Consider the following 17711-nt stretch of genomic DNA (forward strand, 5'->3'; position numbering starts at 1 on the left):
TATGGACGAGCTGTCAACGCGGGCGACCGAGTGCGAAGCCAGAGTGCGAGAGATCGTCCAGCGCGTCTGCGGCGCGTGTGGGGATAGTTGCTGCCACCAGGGCACCATGGTCGGCAGTCATGATGCCCTGCGGCTGATCAAGGGGATGGCGCTGGAGCCGGGACGGGCCAGCGCTGTGCGCGAAGGGCTGCGCGAGCGTGCCGAGGTACTCACCGCCGACCTGGAGACGCTGAAAGCAGTGGGGAATCTGCTCAAGGCCGCCAATCTCGGCGACGAGCAGCAGCGCGACCACCTTGATTCACTGATCCGGCAGTGGGAGGATTTTATCACCTTCATCTCGGGCCCGTGGGACGCCACCCCCGAGAGCCTCGATGAGATGCTGAAGTTCGCGGGAATCCGCGCCCTTGTCCTGCGCGCCATCGCGGCATTCCCAGGAGGTCACTCGGCCCTGGCGAACTTCGCGAAAGAGGGCTCGAGCTTCAGATTCCGTGGACGGCGCATCGCCCCACCCCGCTGCCTGTTCCACTCGGCCCGCCACGGCTGCACGCTCGGCCGCTGGAAACCCGGAAAGTGCGCCAACTTTTTCTGCACCGGCGACCCGAACATCCTCCAGGAAATCCGATCCGCGCTTTCCTTCGAGCAGTTTGTGCTGGGCAACTCGATGGTCTTGTCCGCCCAGCAGGCGGTTGCTCTGGTGAAGAGCGAGCTCGCCCTCGGACACGAATATGTGGAGCCGAAAGTGTTCATACAGCTTCCCGACGAGCAATTCGACGAGATCCGCGCCGCGCTCGCGGAAAGCTATGGCGGACTGGTGCCCCTGCGTCTACCGGCCGGGCGCTGCATGCTGTCGGTATCCGAATGGGATGAACTGTTCGCCCCGCTGGAAACTGGCGGGGCAGCGGTGGTCCATTGCGGGTCGATGGAGGGCGCGGCACTGTACGAACTGGCCATCGCCCTGGACCTGCGACGGGCCCAGGGGATCGCCCTGCCCTTTGTGCTGGCGGTGGACGAGCTTGCCCCGGAGGGGCCGTTCCCGCACCCCTTGTGGAGTGACCAGCAGATGAGCCAGCCGCTGGGAGCCCTGGACCTGTTCGTGGTTCGCAGACCGGACTGATTCACCCTTCCCGCAAGTACCAGCGTCTTTGGCACAGCCCAGTCTTTCGACACAATTCCTGCCCCGGTCTGCAGTGACTCTCCGTCACCCGCCCCCGGCGGTTCTGCTCCTCGACCCACACTGCTCCAATCTGGCTGTCCACGGGAAGCTCGACGTCCGCCGCATGGGCCTGAAGCTTCACAACGGCCCGGCGCAGGCCGTTCCGGGCTCTTGCGGGGGTGATTCCCAGGACCCGCGCGCTGTCGGCGGTGGTATGGCCGGTGGCTGCAAGGCGCAGAAGGTCGGTCTCCAGAGGAGACAATTCGGCCTTGCGCGCGATGCGCCAGATGATCCCCGCTCCGGGCATCTGCTGGGATGGGTGCTCGCCCTCGTCATCCACGAGAGAACGCTCGTCCGCGGTGGCAAGCCGCCGCAGATAGCTCCGGCTGTAGAAAGGATACTCGCCACGGCCCAAGGTCTTCAGGCTATCTACGAGTAGACGGTCCGCTTTCTCCTCGAGTTCGGAATCCTGCCGGGCACGTCTGTCCGCGTCGCGAGACTTGTTCATCGGTGCGGCCTCCATTGTGGCCTACGGGAATTGCTTGCGACGGCGAGACGGTAGCGAATTGGGCATTGTCGGGTCCTTTGGCAGCCCTTGTCTTTGTCTTGTCGGAGGAGGCTAACGGGCAGCGAGTGCGGAACAAGAGTGCCGGGGAGGCCGTCTCAAGGCTGAACAGCGCTTTCTGTCGCCCGTTTTTTGCCGGGGCTATTGAGGGGCTTGTTCATTTCTGGTACACTTCGACCAGTCCTCACAAACCAACGCGGTCGCCACCTGCCGCGGGAGGTTCATCGTGTCTGTCAGCAAACTGGCAATCACTGGTGCGCTCGTGTCCGTGGTATTCGCAGCCCTCTGTCTGTCCGGTTGTGGCGGGGGTGGCGGTGACGTTGCCACCGCCGACGTGACCGGGACTATTCAGGACGACAGCAGCCTTGCCGGCCTGTCGGGCGCAGTAGCCCGGGTGGATTCCCGCACATCCGCCCCCACCGGCCCGAACGGGTTCTTCACCGTCGAGAACGTGCCGGTCGGCACCCGGCAGCTAGTGATCGCGCTCTCCGGGTACCAGACGGTGACCGTGCCGATAACCGTCAACAGGGGCGGCACCAATATCGGCACCGTGTACGTTCCTCCGGTGCCCATTCCCGGGCAGGGACACATTGTGGGGGAGTTGCGCGACAATGCAGGCACCGTTGCCGGCGGTACCATTGTGGCGGGCGGGAAGACCGCAGTGAGCAAACCCAATGGACAGTTCGCCATCTATAATGTGGCTCCCGGTGCCACTGCGGTTACCGCGCAGTTCTCAGCGAAAATCGCGCGGGCGAACATCACCGTAACAGCCGACCAGACGACGTCGGTGGTGCTGGGGCTCAGCGTCTCACCGCCCACGCCCCCTGCTCTGTAGTAGAAGTCTGACGTTCAAGAGCCACGAATCCGTGACCAAGAGGCGGCCCTGGGAACCAGCGGGTCGCCTTTTCAGTCTATGCTAGCATTACGGCGTATTGCGCGCTTGCGGGGACACACCCCGTGTTGCGCCAAGATCCGCCCGGGCGGCGAATCCGGTTCAGGGTGAAAAATACTCAGCGCATCCTCATCGGAATATCGGTGCTGGTGGTCGCAGGGGCGCTCTCTTTCCTGGCGGTCCGGGCACTGACGCGCCGCGACCGGCCGGCCGATCTCCCTCCCAGCGCGGAACGCGGCGCCGGGGCGGTCATCAAGTCGCCGGAACTGCAGCACATCGAGAATGGTAAGCTGGCCTGGAAGGTGCTCCTGGATCGTCTTGAACTTCAGACGGGCGGCGGTAATGTGGCGGTGCAGGGCCTGCGCGAAGGGCTGATCTACGATAGCAATGGCAAGCCTGTGTTGCGCATCACTGCCAAGCAGGTGAAGGGCGACACTCAGCGCCGGGACTTCGAAGTCAGCGGCCAGGTGGTCGTCACTAGCCCGAAAGGTTTCGTGATCCGCACCGAACGAGCCACCTGGCGGAATGATGTGCAGAAGATCGACTGCCCTGGCGCGGTGAGCATGAAGGCGAAGAACATCGTGATTGCGACCACCGGCCTGGTCTACGCGCTGCAGACCGACCAGGTGGCCTGCCCGAACCAGGTTCGCATGTATTCCGGGGACAACCGCGTGGTGGGGCACTCGCTGGTGTATGACGTGAAGACCGGTAACGTTGATCTACGAGATATCCAGATGGTCATCAACCCCGAGGAAGGCAGGCAGATCCTAAAGGAGTGGAGCAATCCATGAGACGCGCCCGAGGCTACGTGGCGGCGACGTACTGGGCGCTGGCAATTCTCGCAGCGGCTTGCGCCGGCGCCTGGGCGCAGGGGAACGCCGGCCTGTCCACGGAAGTCGGCACCCCGAAGAAGCTGGCCCCCCGCGACCAAACCGAAGCGAAGAAACAGAAGAAGGTCCGTATCAACCACGCCGACCGCGCCCGGTACGACAGCGCCCGCAAGATGTTCTACCTCTACCGGGACAAGACCAACTCCAAAGGGCCCATTGAGTTCCAGGATGACGAGATGAAGCTCACCTGCAATGAGGCGGTCTACAACGAGACCGACGACACAGCGGCCTGCGCAGGGGACCTGAAGATCGTGGACGAAGACAGCGTCATCACCGGGGCCCACATCTACGTGGATTTTGATGCGGAAGTCGCACGGGTGGAGGGCAGCGTCAAGATCGTCACCACCGAGAAAGTGAAGCCGAAAGAGGGGGAAGAAGGAGAGGAGAAGACCCGGATCACAACGCTGGTGTGCGATCTGGTGGAGTATACCTACACCGAGGGCAAGCGCCGCGCAATCGCCACGGGTAACCTGAAGGGCGTCCAGGAGGATAAGACGGTCTTCTCCCCGAAAGCGGACTACGATCTCGAGAAGGAGATTGTGGTTCTCAGTCCGCCCGTACGTATTCAGTTGGACAATGGCAGCGAGTTCACCACCGACGGGGCGACCATCAGCACCGCAGATGATTGGATGGAGACGGGAAACATCACGGGGTTCTTCATTGACAACAAGGACGAAGAGCAGGGCGGGGAAGCGGGCAAGCCTGAGGAGGCTCCCACGCCCGCCCCACCGCCAGCAGCTCCCGAAGGCGAGAACGGATAACCGGCGAGCGGTTGCCGATCAGCGGGAACGAAACGGGGCTCGGCGGTGGTCGTCGGGCCCCGAGTGATTCCGGGCGGAGGACACGCCAGGTTTTCTGCCCTTGCGTCTCACAGCCCCCGAACAGGGGGCGGCAGAGACCCGAACAAGGCTTGTCGCCCCGTTGGGGCTCTGGGGGAGTGTTCAGGGGCGGACTCCACGAGAGCGGCCCATTCGGGGCCTGACGGCAAAGGCGACGACAGAAAGGCAAAGGCGCAGCAGACGACCGCGCGCGGCCACCCGTTACAAGCCCGCGCCTGCAAGGACACGGCAACGGCCGGCGGGCGCGGGCCGCCCGCCCCACGCGGCGCAAGGTGGCGGCCACAATGATAACTAGACGGCTGACAGGCAGGATTGCCTGTCCCACCGGGGGCCGGCCGAGCGGCTCAGAACGGCATCTGGGTGATCGACTGCGAGACCAGTGAAATCGCAATTGCCAGCATCGCCACCAGTCCCATGCCGCAGCTGAAACCCGCGTACAGAACCGGCGGCCAGCGTCGCCAGTTCTCCTCGCCGAACCGCTTCTGCATGTAGTATCGCCCCACCAACGCCCCTATGAACTCCGGGAAAATGAAGTGGGGCATCATCCCCAGTCCGCGGATGAATCCGTAGATCAGCATAACTGGCAGGCGTATCCGGTCCAGGATCGCGTAGGCGATGAGCCCGAATCCAAGACCGCCCACCATAAGTCCGGGCTTGATGGCGCGCTCGAAGATCTCGCGGTGGCCACCCTCGGTGGTCGCCGAATACCAGACCCACTGCTGCAGCGCGGTGAAATCCCAGAACTTCTGAGCGTAGGGGTAACTGATGGATGGGATCGGGTTCAGCCGCCAAATGTAACTCCAGAAAAGGAAGCTGCAGGGAATCACCACCAAAAGCATGAGGACTTCGGCTTTCAGGATGCTCGTGAATTTCGTGCCTGTAAGCTCAACTTCTCGGAACCTTCCCGTGGTGGCTCCGTAGTTCGCGAGGGGGATCGGCGCGAACCATATAGCCACGCCCTTGTAGCCGCTAAAGATGAACGTCGCCTCTCGCACCATGGGGAAGGAAATGAACTGCCCTGTCAACCCGATCATCCGCGCATTGACGTAGGACTCGAAGGGGGTCCACAGGTACCCGTAGACGATAAGGAACACTAGCGGGAAGTCGGGCACCAGTTTCTTGCACAGGATGATGTAGCCTGTGGTCGTGGCGGCGAAGAGCAATATGCAGGCGGTGAGGTTGAAGTCACCCCGGCCCTCTGGTGGCTTGCCGAGGCCGACGCTCTTTTCGGCCGCCGACAGGCCCGCGCGCCGGGCTTCGAGCCAAGTGCCCACCATTTTGTAGATGCCCAGCAGAGCCACGGCGAAAGCGGTGCCGACGCCAAAGGACAGCCAGATGTCGATGGATGCCGCCCAGACGGTGCGCGTGGATTCCATGCCCGGGCGCCACGTGGGCATGTGACCGGTGACCTGCGCGATGGGATTGATGAACATGGTGGCAACGGCTGCGGAGAAGCTACCGGCGATCATCCAGAATGGCAGCACGAAGCCCAGGAAGATCGTGGAGATATTGGTGACGATACCCGTGGCCACACCCGGCAGGATGCGTTCGGTGCCCTGGGTGAAGTCGATCCAGGGGATGGGCAGAATCTGGATCGGCTGGACGAGGATGACATCGGTCAGCGTTGGGATGGCGACGTAGATGAGGCCGAAACCGATGCCGATCATGCTGCCGATGGAGAAGATGCGCCAGCGCCAGGTTTCCTCCTTCTTCGAAGCCTCGGCAAGGGCGGTCGCTCCCTGCGCCGCGATAGGAGCCATAGGGAAAGGCAGTTTTTCACCGTCGGAGGTGAGCCGGAACAGGGTGTATCCGAAGGTGAACCAGGCGACGCGGCTGAAGACCTGGGTCAGCAGAAGCACGGTGATCGCAGGGACCCAGTCGGGGTGCATGAAAGTCCGCAGGCGGATGGCTTCGGAAGTCCCCGGCGGCGCGACCCAGTTCGGCACCTGGTCCCCGAGGCCGGCCGGTGCCGCGGAGCGGAAGAACTGGTTCCAGATCAGCATCGCGAAGGGCCCGCCGGACAGTGCTAGCTGCCCGATCATCGCCGTGAGGCCGCCGGCGATGTAGTACAATACGTAGACTTCCTGTTTGGACAGTTGCGTGAACGAACGCCGGGCCACCTCGGTGAAGAGAATAATCGTGGTCCACTCGGCGGCCGGGCCCATGGACTGGCCGACCACGAGCCCGAGGTATATGGACCCGGGCATCATGACGAAGCCGATGAACAGTGCGCCGAGGATAGTCTTCAGCCCGAACCCATCCGCGTAGGTCTCGGGCGCTTCCATCAGCGAGCGGTACTGCGCCAGTTCCTGGGCCTCTCGCATCTGCATAGGCGTCTACTCCGCAGCGGACTACAGTATGCCAAGCCTGGGCGTCCGCGGTTTGCGTCCGAGGCGATCCGCCGCCTCAGACGACATTGACCACTTTGCGAACCCACTATTTCGCCGCCCGCGCAACCATTCCTTCCCCGCAAAACAGTGAAGGCCGGCGCATTGCACCGGCCTTCGTAAGAATTGGCGCCCGCCTCTCGTCACTGCTCCATCGCGGCTTTCATCTCCTGCAGGATGCGCGGCAGTTCGGGGGAGGCGAAAATCGCGACGGCTCGCAGGCTCGCACGATCCTGTGCCTTGCCCCCTCTCGCCACCACCAGCGCGTCGGCGGTCAGCAGGCTCATCCCCGAGGGCATGAGGGCCTGCAGGTCTCCGGCAAGTTCTTCGATTTCCCGGGAGATGCCCTCCGGGCCCAGTTCGCGGAGGCGATCCAGGAACGCGGGCAGTGCCTGCTGCGCGGCCTGCTTCTCAGCTGCGTCCGCGATGTTCAGGACGAGTCCGGCAATTGCGGCGTCGCGAACCGCCGGCCAGTCTTCGGCCGCGGCGGCAACCGCCGCCGCCAGTATCTTCAGGTTCGCCCGGGCCACCTGCTCCTGCGGTCTGTCCGCGGCCCGTTCCGCGATCTGCGGCTGCCGGAGCAGGAGCATCTGGCTGGGCGTGAGTATCTCCCGCAAGGCGGCCTCGATCTGGGGAAGGAACCTTGCACGCATCCTGCCGGCCCCGGTTAGCTTCAGCACTCCGTTGAGCACGACAGTGTCCTCGCGCGTCATCTCGCCGCCCCGAAGCAGCCGGGCCTTGATTTCCGTAAGCTCTCGGAGGGTCTGCTCATTGAAGGAAGCCTCAGTTTCGGCAATCCCCAGTTTCGCATACATTGCGAGTACCTGGTCGATCTGGGGGACGGTGAGCTTCAATGGTGCGATCTGGCGGAGGAGTTCGATGTCCTCGAGCAAGCGCGGACCATCCTCGGGAGCGGGTGCAGCGCATACCACCAGAGACAACAGGGCAACAGAGATCAGCCAGCCAATACGGTACATTCTGCGACCTCCCGGAGCACGGCATGCAAAGGTAGACGTGCGACAAGCGGATGAGTTCAGCCTGCGCCGGAGCTACTGCCGTTCAACCGCGGCTTTGACCCGCTCGTAGTTGAGCTTCACCGAACCGTCGCCGGGGCGCAATTTCATGAGTTCCTCCCAGACCGCCAGGGACTTCTCAGTCTTCCCGAGACGTTCCAGACAGTGGGCATAGGTGCGGTATGCCAGGTGGTCGCCTTTGAGTGCCACGGCCTGTGACAGCGGCGGCTCGGCCTTCTGGTACTCGCCGATGTTGAAGTAGTGGAACCCCAGAGCGTTCCAGGAGTCCGGGTCCATGGGCGCCGCGCCGATGGCCCTGTGGAGCGTGCCGATTGCGTCCACATTGCGCCCCATGCTCCATTCCAGCCAGGCGATCACGGAATAGGTCTCCACGTAATCGGGATCCAGAAGGATGCTAGCTTCGCTGCAGCGGATTGCCTGGTCGTAATCGCCGCAATGATACCACCAGTCTGACTCGGCGATGAGCACATCCGCGGCTTGCTCCCACATTTGCTCTTCAGGCATTTGGGGACTCTCGGCAGGCTTCAGGGGTAGGTCATCAACGGGTGGCGGCGCCACGTATGGGGTTGAGAGCGCGCCTTCAATCGCCTTGACTGCAACTGGCGGTGCGCCGTTCAGGGCTTGCCGGAGTTCCCGCACGATCAGGCGCCGTGCGGTTGGGTCGTTGCCCTGGATATGCCAGAGCGCCAAAGCTGCATAATAACGCACCCAGGGCGGCTGACCGCGAAGGGCGGCGATGGAACCGTGCATGCCGCGCCGATCCCCCATGCAGCCCAGGGCAATCGCCGCGTGGATGCGGACCTGCCGCCAGTCGTCGTTGAGAGCGCGCACCAGCGCCGGGGTAGCATCGGGGGAGCCGATCTGGCCCAACAGGAAGGCCGCTCGCTCGCGGGGTGCATGGTCCGGGGACTGCAGCGCGGTGAGCAAGAGGGGCACGGCGGCCACGTCCTGCCTGAGCAACGGCAGCGGCGCCCAGGTGGGACGGCTGGGCAGGGATGCAAGCTGATCAAAGCGGCCGAGATGCTCAGCGTCGGAGTTGTCGGAGTTCTCCGACGCAGGAGCCATCGGTGCGGGCGGTTCCATCATCGGTGCGCCGGGACCGGGCGGGGCTGCCATGCACATAGGGCCCAGAAGCGCGGCGATGAACATCACAATGCCCCTGCCCACGCCGGCGGTGCTGGCTGTCCCGCCTGATCGAATGTCCAGGTAGACTCCTGTGTTCATGGTGGGCTCCCATCTCCGCGCTAGGCGGCATGGAGGTGTCGTCCTTCACAGGAGAACGCCTTGGGAGGCCGGGAATATCCCGTGTTCCGCGTTTGGGAGAGGATCGCAGAGGGTATATTTTGTTTGCAATAGGGCAGCAGACGAAGCCATTGAAACCATTCGCGCAGAGTACCTTACCAACCTGCGAGGGGCGCAGGCGAAGAAGGGAAGCGGTCGTCAAATAGATAATCTCGCAGTTGCGACCCGAGCCCGTCTGGCCTAACCTGCCGAAGCGACGATTTTGGTGGAATGTCGGAAACGACCCACCCGGGGAGTCCTTCTCCCAAATGCAGGCAGCGAAGGCAGAGCAGAGGCGGGCTCGCGCATTTCCACGAGGCGATGAACTAGTCTGCCCGGTAGAGAACAAGAAACGGGGACGGATGCAATTCATTCCGTCCCCGTTGTGCTGTCTGACCGATAGCGTGCCGACTACACCATGAGCGCTTTGATATTCGCCAGGATCTTCTCGGGCGTCGGCAGATTCTCCTCCTCGAGGGTGGCCGCCATTGGTGGGGGCACATCGTGTGCGGACACGATGCGCGCGGGCTTCTTCAGGGATGCGAAACAACGCTCCTGCACTTTGTAGGCGATGTGTTCGGCGAAACAACCCACGGAGGGCGCCTGCACGACGCAGACCAGCCTTCCGGTCTTCTCCACCGACGCCGCGATGGTGTCTACGTCCAGCGGCACCAGGGTTCGAGGGTCAACGACCTCGACCGAAATCCCCTCAGCCTCGGCCAGCGCCGCAGCTTCCATGGCCCGGTGGTACATCCAGCTGTAGGCCACCACTGTGACGTCTGTACCCTCGCGGCCTACTCGAGCGACCCCGATGGGAATGGTGTAGTCGGTAGCCGGCACTTCGTCGGTGAAGGTGTAGCAGTGTTGATGCTCAATGAACACCACCGGGTTGTCATCGCGGATCGCGGACTTGAGCAGGCCCTTGACATCATAGGCGGTGCTGGGGGCGATGACTTTGAGCCCGGGGAACATGGTGGCCACGGCCTCCAGGCTCTGTGAGTGTTGCCCCGCATAGCCTTTCCCGCCACCGATGGTAGTGCGGACAACCATTGGGAGCTTGGCCTTGCCGCCGAACATGTAGCGGTTCTTCGCGGCCTGGTTGCCAAGCTGGTCCATGGTCATGAGAATGAAGTCGATATACATCAGCTCAACCACGGGACGCAAGCCGGCCATGGATGCGCCTGCAGCAGTGCCGATTATCGCGGCTTCGGAGATCGCGGTATTGAAGACCCGCTCGCGCCCGAAGACCTCGAACAACCCCTTGGTAGCCTGGAAAGCGCCGCCGTAATCGGCCACATCCTCACCGTACAGGACCACGCGCTTGTCGCGCAGCATCTCCTCCATGAGCGCCTCGATGACCGCGTGGCGGTACAGGATGCGACCCTGTGCATCGCGCTTCTGCACGAAAGGCTCGGAGACGAGGGACTCCCTCGGGGTTGCCCATTTCGGATCGAGGTCGTCGGAGGTAGTGTCCGCGAACAGGCCCTCGTAGATGGTGGACGGGTCGGGATCATGGGCCTCGTACGCGAACAGGGTCGCGCGCTCGATGCGCTCACGGGCGATATCCCGGATGAGCCGGATTTCGTCCTTGGAGGCGACCTCGTGCTTCACGAGAGCGGTTGCGTAGAGCTTGATCGGGTCAACCTTCTGCCAGGCGTCCTCTTCTTCCTGGCTGCGGTAGGTCTCCCGGGTGTCGCTCAGGGAATGGCCCATATAGCGGTAGGTCATGCACTCGAGCAGCACGGGCCCCTGTCCATTCCGGCACAGGTCGGCCGCGCGGGAGACTGCGTCGCGCACCGCCAGGACGTCCATTCCGTTGACCACTTCGGCGTGCATGTTCTGCAGGTTGTAGCCCGCTCCGCGCCGCGCGAGGTAATCAACGCCCGTAACCTCGCCGCGTTCCTGCCCGGTCATGCCATACTGGTTATTCTCGATGAGGAAGATCACCGGGCAGCCTTGCTTGAACTGAGCCATGCTGGCGAAGTTGTAAGCCTCGTGAGCGATACCATTGTTGGTGGCGCCATCGCCGACGATGCATAGGCAGAGGCGGTCCTGCCCAAGCTTCATGGACGCGAGCGCAGCACCCACGGCGATTGCATACGAGCCGCCGACGATGGCATTTGCCCCGAGATGCCCGGCGTGGAAGTCGGCGATGTGCATGCCGCCGCCACGACCCCGGCAATAGCCCTCTTCCTTCCCGAATAGCTCGGCCATGGTCCGGTTGAGGTGCTCCTGGATCGCGCAGTCCAGCAGTCCACGGGGATCACCAGGGTCGCCCTGCTGGTTCACGAACTCCATCAAGAACTTGGCGTCGGCATTTTCCAGGGCGTAAGCGCCTTTGGCGATGGAGTGGCCATGCCCGCGGTGGGTGCTGGTGATGTAGTCATCGCCACGCAGGGCGGATATTGCGCCGACCGCGACTGCCTCCTGCCCGATGGACAGGTGAGTGGCGCCGATGAACTTGTAACGGGTGAGGGGTTCGAACTTCCCGTTCTTGAGCTTGATGATCATCTCCTCGAAATTGCGGATGGTGAGCATGTACTCGAGGAGCTTCAGAGCATCGGTGCGGCCCAGACCCGCGGCCATGGCGCTCTTGAGATCGCCGTCGTACTGGAACAGTGGAATGGGGGCGAAGGTGATTTCACCCCGGGGAAAAACGGGCAGAACATCGATGTCTCTTGGCATTGAGGCACTCCCTGTATTCACGGGCCGGCACATCGGCCGGGTCCGTAATCTGTGGCCGGACGGCACTCGCACCGCCCGCGAGTTTCAACGGGGAAACCATACGACCCATCGGCAACCGCGCCTAGACTCGTCCCGACGGGGCATTATGCCATAAGCCGCCCATGAAAGAAAGACCACCGTGCCGCATTCATTGGGCTAATCCGGTGATCTTGTTGCTGTTGTGCGCATGGACGGCTGCCAGCTTCGGCGAGCACTCTTACTTTTCAGGCTTATCGGCGCTCTCTTCTTCCGGGACCTCTTCCGTGGTCGGCTCGGCTTTTGCTGCCTTCTCCTCTTCGGGCTCCTCCCAGACTTTGCCCCGTCCGCCACAGTAAGAGCACCGGACCGCCGACCACGAACCGCGGCCCATCCCGGCGGCCTGCATGCAGGCTTTGCAGCCCCTGCCGCCGCTCTTGGTGCAGTTCTTCTTCCCGCCACAATGCGGGCAATCCACGAGTTTCCTTGCCATATTAGCCTCCCTGCTGCCTTTGTGTCATCGCCATCCTGGAGGACATAGGCCTACTGCTCTTCGGCCTTCTCCGAACTGTCTGTGTCCTGCTCAAGCACTCGGCTGGGCGTCGAAACGGGCGCAGCTGCAAGCCCGGCCCGACGAGCCAGTCTGTCCAGTGTCTGCAACGCCTCGGCGTGCTTTGGCGAATCCTCGGGTGTGAGGCGTGCGACGGTTTCGAACATCACCATCGCTGCCGCGATTTCCCCGCGCTCGGCATACAGCCATCCGAGCACTCGGTGAAGCTCAACGTGCCCCACATCTTTGCCCTGCGCCCGGGCGTCGCGCAGGGCCTGCTCGAGGATTTGCACAGCCCGGTCCTGCTCCCCGCTCTCCTTGGCTATCTTCGCCCGGGCCACAGCCAATTCCAGATTGCTGTCATAGTTCGGATCGTTCGAGACCGGGTCAGGATCGTCGGTGACCACAAGCTCTGGCGAGGGCGAGGCTTCCGCGATCTGCGCTGAGACCGGCGGAAACAGCCAATGCCAAAGCGCCACGGCGAGCACGATCCAGATCGCCGCTCCCAGGACGGCGAGAAAGCTCAGTGCTCCCCGCGAAAACGCCCGCAACTTGCCGGAAGCTCCCAAGGCGGTCATGAGCGACAGGCCCAGCATTGGCGATAGGATCGCCGCGGCCATGCTCTGGGCGATCTGCGCCACCGCCTCGCCCCGATCGTACTGCTCGTCTTGGCTCTCCATGACGAAGGGCCAAACGAGCCATTCCAGATGCGCACCGACATCGGCTACCCAGTCGGGCGCTAATGTCTCCAGGGACCGCCTGCCCCAGCCCCAGGCGCACGAGAAAAGTGCGCCCAGTCCTGCGCAGGCCGTCAGGGTTGCTACTGCACGCGCCCGGCTTTCCGCAAAAGGCGCGCCGCCCATGATGAGAAATACCCACAGCGCCGCTCCCGCCAGCAGTCCGACCAGCAGGGCAAGATAGATGCCCTCCCAGAAGATGCCTGCAATGCGCGGATCTCGCTTGCGCCTGGGACGGTATGGCGTGACCGTCGTCAACTCGCCTCAACTCCACCAACTCGGCGGCCGGCTTCTCAAACCAACCTGCGCCCTCAAGACGCTCGGAGTCATATTACCACATCCGCAATCGGTGCGTCGAAGGCCTGCACAGAATCATCCCTCGTCATCTCCGTTGGGTGTGCTGTCATACCGGGGAGGGGATAGTCCTCCAGGCGCGAAGTGGTTGAATGCAGGAGACAGTGGGAGGGCATATTCAGGTGACGACGAGTGCGGATGAGACCGTCAGCAAGGTCCGGGTCGGCGATGTGAATCTGGCATACTCCTACGCAGGCGCAGGCCCGCCGGTGCTGCTGGTCCACGGTTTCGGCCAGAGCTCGTACGCTTGGCGGGACATCGTGCGCGCGATACCAGGCCACCGGGTACTCACCGTGGACCTGAAAGGGTACGGTTGGTCAGACAAGCCCCGGGACGGTGATTACGGGCTGTTCTCGCAGGCAGCACTGATCCGTGAGTTCATCCTGACCCTCGGGCTGCGCGACCTTGTGCTCGTCGGACACAGTTTCGGCGGCGGCGTCTCGCTGGTGGTTGCTGCAGATCTGTGCGAGACCGACCCTGCACGTCTGCGCGGGCTGGTGCTCGTGGATAGTGCGGCGCTTCCGCAGAGATTGCCTTACTTCCTTTACCTGCTGCGGCCGCGGGGGCTGGCGGAGGCGCTGGTTCATCTTGCGCCGCTGCGTCTTGCCGCTGCGGTCGCGCTCCGACTGGCCTGCCGACAGCCCCGCGCGTACACCTGGGAAGTGGCCGGCGCGTACGCATCCACGGTTGCCCTCCCGGGTGGGCGCGAAGCAATGCTGGCCACTGCGCGGCAGATGATCCCGCGGGATATCGACGCCCTGTCGGCACGCTATGCGGCGATCAACATCCCCGCATTGCTCATCTGGGGCAGGCAAGACCCCATCGTGCCGCTGAACGTGGGGGAGAGGCTGGTGAAGCTCCTGCCCTCGGCGCAGCTGCAGATCCTCGACGACTGCGGGCATTGCCCCCACGAGGAGCATCCAGAGCAAACGGCGCGCCTTCTGAACGAATTCCTTGGCGAGCTGGGCTGACCCCGCCGCCAACGAACGGAGACTATCGGGAATGACCCTGGCCAGACAGTTCACCATCGACCTCGTGACCTTCGACCTCGCGGGAACCACCGTTGCCGATGAGGACATGGTGGAGAAGGCCTTCATGGACGCCTTCGCCGAGCACGGGATCGGCGCGCGTGAGGACGAGTTGCTGCCCTACCGAGGCTCGGCCAAGCGCCCCATCATCGAGGCGATGATCGCCCGGCATTGCCCGGATGCTGCCCCCGAGTTAGCGGACAAGACAATGGGTAGCTTCGAGCGCAACCTGCGGCGGCTGATCGACGAGATCGCCCGACCCATGGACGGGGCGGACGCGACCTTCGCGTGGCTGAAAAAGCACGGCATTCGGGTCGGGGTCACCACGGGCTTCGATACACCCACCACCCGGCGCATCCTGGCGAGGTTCGGTTGGGACCAGGGCCTGGTAGAGGCAGTCTGCTGTAGCGACCAGGTGCCCGAGAGCCGCCCTGCGCCCTGGATGATCTTCGAGTGCATGAAAACTCTGGATATCCACGAGCCGCGCCGGGTCATGGCCGTCGGAGACACCCCGCGAGACCTGCAAGCGGGAACGCGCGCGGGTTGCGGCGGCGTGGTCGGGGTTCTGTCTGGCTCGCACGACGCGATTTCACTGGGAAGACACCGCCACACACACCTGATCCGGAGCGTGGCGGATCTGCCGGAGTTGATGATGACCGAGTTCGCGGAGTAGCGGAGCGGGTATCGCCGCCATTCGGAACGGTTGTGCTTCTCGAAACGATGTGTGCTGCAAAGCACCGCAGGCGGGGCTTTGCGTGGCTTCCGCGCCTCTCGGGCCCGGGCTATTCCAGCCGTTCCCCCGTTCCCAGGTCGACCAGCCACGCCTGGCCGTCCTCGATTACCGCGCAGGTGGGGCGTCGCTTGCTCTCATCCGGATCCAGCGGGTATGTGGGAGTGCCCGGGTTGATGTGGGTGCAGCAGCCGTGGGGAATGATCCCCGGCACGTGGGTGTGCCCGGTGAGCAGCCAGTTCACGCCCCATTTCTCGCAGAGGGGGAAAAGCTGATCCGGCGCCATGATGTGCCCGTGGGTCGCCAGTAGACGTACGCCCTCGATCTGCGCGAACAGGTACGGAGTCTGGATTGGCGGATTGACCACAAGCTGATCGACTTCGGAATCGCCATTGCCCTTTGCGATGAGGAGGGGTTGCGACACTGCGTTCATCGCTTCGGCCAGAGCTTTCGGGTCGTATGCCTCAGCAGGCTTGAACTTCGGGCCGTGGTACAGCAGGTCGCCACAGTGCACGATCACATCCGCGTCCCGCAGCGCATGGGCCCAGGCCCGCTCCCAGCCCCACAGATTCCCGTGTGTGTCGCTGATGACGCCGATTCGCATGGGGAGCACCTCCGGGCTACCACGTGGTCTCCGGGCTCAACTGCCAGTTCATGTCAAAATACCCCGCCACCAGGTGGCGGTTGGTGTCGTCGTAGTTGAACTCCTTGCCGTCGAACACGATGAAGTCCGGGATCAGGTCATGCTTGTGGTTGATCCCGCATTTCGCGCCATACAGCTCGCCCGAATACACCGCCACGTACCTGTCCGGCGCGAGAGGGTTCGGGTAGCAGAAGACCAGGCCGATGTCACTGCCAGTGTAGGTCTTCCCGGCGAGAGTGTAGCTGGACCCGCCGATGGTGATAGGCAGGCGGTCGGCCATGCGGGCGAGGACCGAGTTGCTCGCCGGAGTGCCGAACAGCACCAGGTTGTACTGCCGGATGTCTTCCTCGCTGACCTCCGCATCGATCTTCACCCGGGGCACGCCGTCGGCAAAGCTGTCCCATTCCTCCGACCAACGCAATGCCCTCTCGGTGTTCTCGCGGTCGGCTTTCTCGTCGCCCAAGGTGCCGATGACCACTACGAAAGGCCCGTCGAAGACTTCTTCCACCGGGCCGCAGAGCCCCTTGCGCTTACGCGGGGGCCAGGTGGTGTCCTGGGCCTGGACATCGGCGCAGGTGATCTGGAGTCTGCCTTCGGAGGATACCCGCGCGGTGCCGCGCTTGCCGTTGACCACGATGTCAAAGTTCTGTGTCTTCTTCAGCGGCGCGGTGGCGAGATCGATCTCCAGGAGCCGGACGTTCTCGCAGGCTATCCGCAGGCCCGAGCCGTTCCCGCTCACCTGGCAGTCCACACTGGCCGGGATGCCCCACCGCAGGAAGTCGGCGATGCGCAGCCAGTAGGCGGTGTCATATTCCAGGCTGTAGGTCTTGTGGGTGATGCGCCTGGGCGACGGGTCCAGCGTGAAGCCCTTGGCCCAACTCCAGGCGTTCTGGAAGCACGGCAGGTCCCAGTAGATGTAGTGCCCCTCGCCCTTGAACTCGTGGATTTTAATGTTTATTCCCAGCCGCCGTGCGGCCTCGACCATGTCGCGTGACTGCTGGACCGGGATGAGGTTGTCCTCTTCGCCATGCTGTACGAAAATGTTCTGGTTGCGTGCGCTGGGGACGAGATCAATCGGATTGTCCCACTCTACCAGGAACCTGCGGAAAGGCGGGATCTGATCGCGACTCGCGGGCCAGTTGGGCAGTGCGCGGGGCCACCAGACGTGCATATCGGTCTGGCCTGAAATCGGCGTGGCGGTGGCGTACATGCCGGGGTGCCGCAAGGCCATGTTCCAGGTGCCCATGCCGCCCATGGATACCCCGCTGATGTGAATGCGCAAGGGGTCGATATTGTAAAGGCTCTTGACCTGTTCGGTGGCGGCGAGCACGTCAACCTCGCCCACGCCCTGGAAGTCCGTATTGCGCCGGCCGTAGGGGATCAGCAGGATGCACCCATTGTCCTCGGCGATCTGGCAGACGCTCTCGCTGAGGATCCACGGGTCCAGGACAGAGATGGTGGGTACATAGCCGTGGAGGAAGACAATGAGCGGCCAAGGCTTCGCGGGGTCGTAGTCGGCGGGCAGGTGCAGGTAGTACGGCTGCACGGAGCCGTCATTCTCGGCAACGTACGCCAGCTCGTCGAGCACAGTCTTCTCGGCGAAGTAGGGGGTTCCGGCCTGCAGCCGATCCAGCGCCGCGAAACCCTTCTCCAGTGTTTTCGCGGGGCTCTCGCCATAATATCCCCAGCGTCTGGCTGCCGCAAGTTCCGCCTTCTTGAGCTGCAGCTTCGCGAGGGGCATATTGGTGCGGTAGGCGAGAGTAGAGCGGTCGATGTCCGAGGCCTCGATGCGGTTGATCGCCGCCTCGAGGTCATCTGCAGTCCTCCCTGCGGCCGGAGCACCGTTTTGAGCGGTGCAGGAGGCGCAGATGATTACAGCAAGGGCGACCGGAACTCTGAACCACGCGGAGCCGGCACTATACAAGATG

Annotated in this window: 15 protein-coding genes; 6 read left to right on the top strand and 9 right to left on the bottom strand. The window is 63.4% G+C overall.

Annotation, left to right across the window (positions count from 1 at the left end; all coding sequences use genetic code 11):
• The first annotated feature begins 1 nt into the window (after position 1).
• Entirely contained in the window at positions 2 to 1114 is a 1113-nt protein-coding gene (locus HPY44_01925; protein ID NSW54747.1) for a hypothetical protein, read from the top strand.
• A gap of 1 nt (position 1115) precedes the next feature.
• Here the strand turns inward: HPY44_01925 and HPY44_01930 are convergent, their stop codons facing one another.
• A complete protein-coding gene (locus tag HPY44_01930) occupies positions 1116 to 1661 on the bottom strand; it encodes a hypothetical protein (protein ID NSW54748.1) in 546 nt (181 codons plus the stop codon).
• Between the two features lie 283 nt (positions 1662 to 1944).
• On the opposite strand from HPY44_01930, the gene HPY44_01935 reads away from it, so the two are divergent.
• From HPY44_01935 to HPY44_01945, 3 genes are all read left to right on the top strand, one after another.
• Positions 1945 to 2553 (top strand): carboxypeptidase regulatory-like domain-containing protein, encoded by a 609-nt coding sequence (locus tag HPY44_01935; protein ID NSW54749.1) that lies wholly within the window; start codon positions 1945 to 1947, stop codon positions 2551 to 2553.
• Positions 2554 to 2717: 164 nt separating this feature from the next.
• The gene (gene lptC / locus HPY44_01940; protein ID NSW54750.1) at positions 2718 to 3401 is read left to right on the top strand and encodes an LPS export ABC transporter periplasmic protein LptC; all 684 of its coding nucleotides are present in this window, start codon (positions 2718 to 2720) and stop codon (positions 3399 to 3401) included.
• The gene (locus HPY44_01945; GenBank protein ID NSW54751.1) at positions 3398 to 4261 is read left to right on the top strand and encodes a hypothetical protein; all 864 of its coding nucleotides are present in this window, start codon (positions 3398 to 3400) and stop codon (positions 4259 to 4261) included. Before lptC ends, HPY44_01945 begins: the two co-directional genes overlap by 4 nt.
• 422 nt (positions 4262 to 4683) lie before the next feature.
• On the opposite strand, the gene HPY44_01950 is transcribed toward HPY44_01945, so the two are convergent.
• The 6 genes from HPY44_01950 to HPY44_01975 form a co-directional block, all read right to left on the bottom strand.
• Positions 4684 to 6663, bottom strand: coding sequence for a peptide transporter (locus HPY44_01950; protein NSW54752.1), 1980 nt, complete (start codon positions 6661 to 6663; stop codon positions 4684 to 4686).
• A gap of 206 nt (positions 6664 to 6869) precedes the next feature.
• A complete protein-coding gene (locus HPY44_01955) occupies positions 6870 to 7703 on the bottom strand; it encodes a hypothetical protein (GenBank protein ID NSW54753.1) in 834 nt (277 codons plus the stop codon).
• Between the two features lie 72 nt (positions 7704 to 7775).
• Positions 7776 to 8984, bottom strand: coding sequence for a HEAT repeat domain-containing protein (locus HPY44_01960; GenBank protein ID NSW54754.1), 1209 nt, complete (start codon positions 8982 to 8984; stop codon positions 7776 to 7778).
• 468 nt (positions 8985 to 9452) lie between these two features.
• Positions 9453 to 11726 (bottom strand): pyruvate dehydrogenase, encoded by a 2274-nt coding sequence (locus HPY44_01965; protein NSW54755.1) that lies wholly within the window; start codon positions 11724 to 11726, stop codon positions 9453 to 9455.
• A 256-nt stretch (positions 11727 to 11982) separates the two neighbouring features.
• Positions 11983 to 12234: a hypothetical protein gene (locus HPY44_01970; GenBank protein ID NSW54756.1), complete on the bottom strand. Its 252-nt coding sequence runs from the start codon at positions 12232 to 12234 to the stop codon at positions 11983 to 11985.
• 50 nt (positions 12235 to 12284) lie between these two features.
• Positions 12285 to 13286, bottom strand: a complete 1002-nt coding sequence (locus HPY44_01975; GenBank protein NSW54757.1) for a hypothetical protein — start codon at positions 13284 to 13286, stop codon at positions 12285 to 12287.
• 188 nt (positions 13287 to 13474) lie between these two features.
• Between HPY44_01975 and HPY44_01980 the strand changes: the two genes are divergently transcribed.
• Together HPY44_01980 and HPY44_01985 are read left to right on the top strand one after the other, a co-directional pair.
• Positions 13475 to 14353: an alpha/beta hydrolase gene (locus HPY44_01980; protein ID NSW54758.1), complete on the top strand. Its 879-nt coding sequence runs from the start codon at positions 13475 to 13477 to the stop codon at positions 14351 to 14353.
• Positions 14354 to 14384: 31 nt separating this feature from the next.
• On the top strand, positions 14385 to 15083 hold the full coding sequence (locus HPY44_01985) for an HAD-IA family hydrolase (protein ID NSW54759.1): 699 nt from the start codon (positions 14385 to 14387) through the stop codon (positions 15081 to 15083).
• A 109-nt stretch (positions 15084 to 15192) separates the two neighbouring features.
• On the opposite strand, the gene yfcE is transcribed toward HPY44_01985, so the two are convergent.
• A complete protein-coding gene (gene yfcE / locus HPY44_01990; GenBank protein ID NSW54760.1) occupies positions 15193 to 15744 on the bottom strand; it encodes a phosphodiesterase in 552 nt (183 codons plus the stop codon).
• Positions 15745 to 15760: 16 nt separating this feature from the next.
• The gene (locus HPY44_01995; protein ID NSW54761.1) at positions 15761 to 17707 is read right to left on the bottom strand and encodes a prolyl oligopeptidase family serine peptidase; all 1947 of its coding nucleotides are present in this window, start codon (positions 17705 to 17707) and stop codon (positions 15761 to 15763) included.
• Positions 17708 to 17711 lie beyond the last annotated feature (4 nt).

The organism is Armatimonadota bacterium (assembly GCA_013314775.1).
Lineage (GTDB): Bacteria > Armatimonadota > Zipacnadia > Zipacnadales > JABUFB01 > JABUFB01.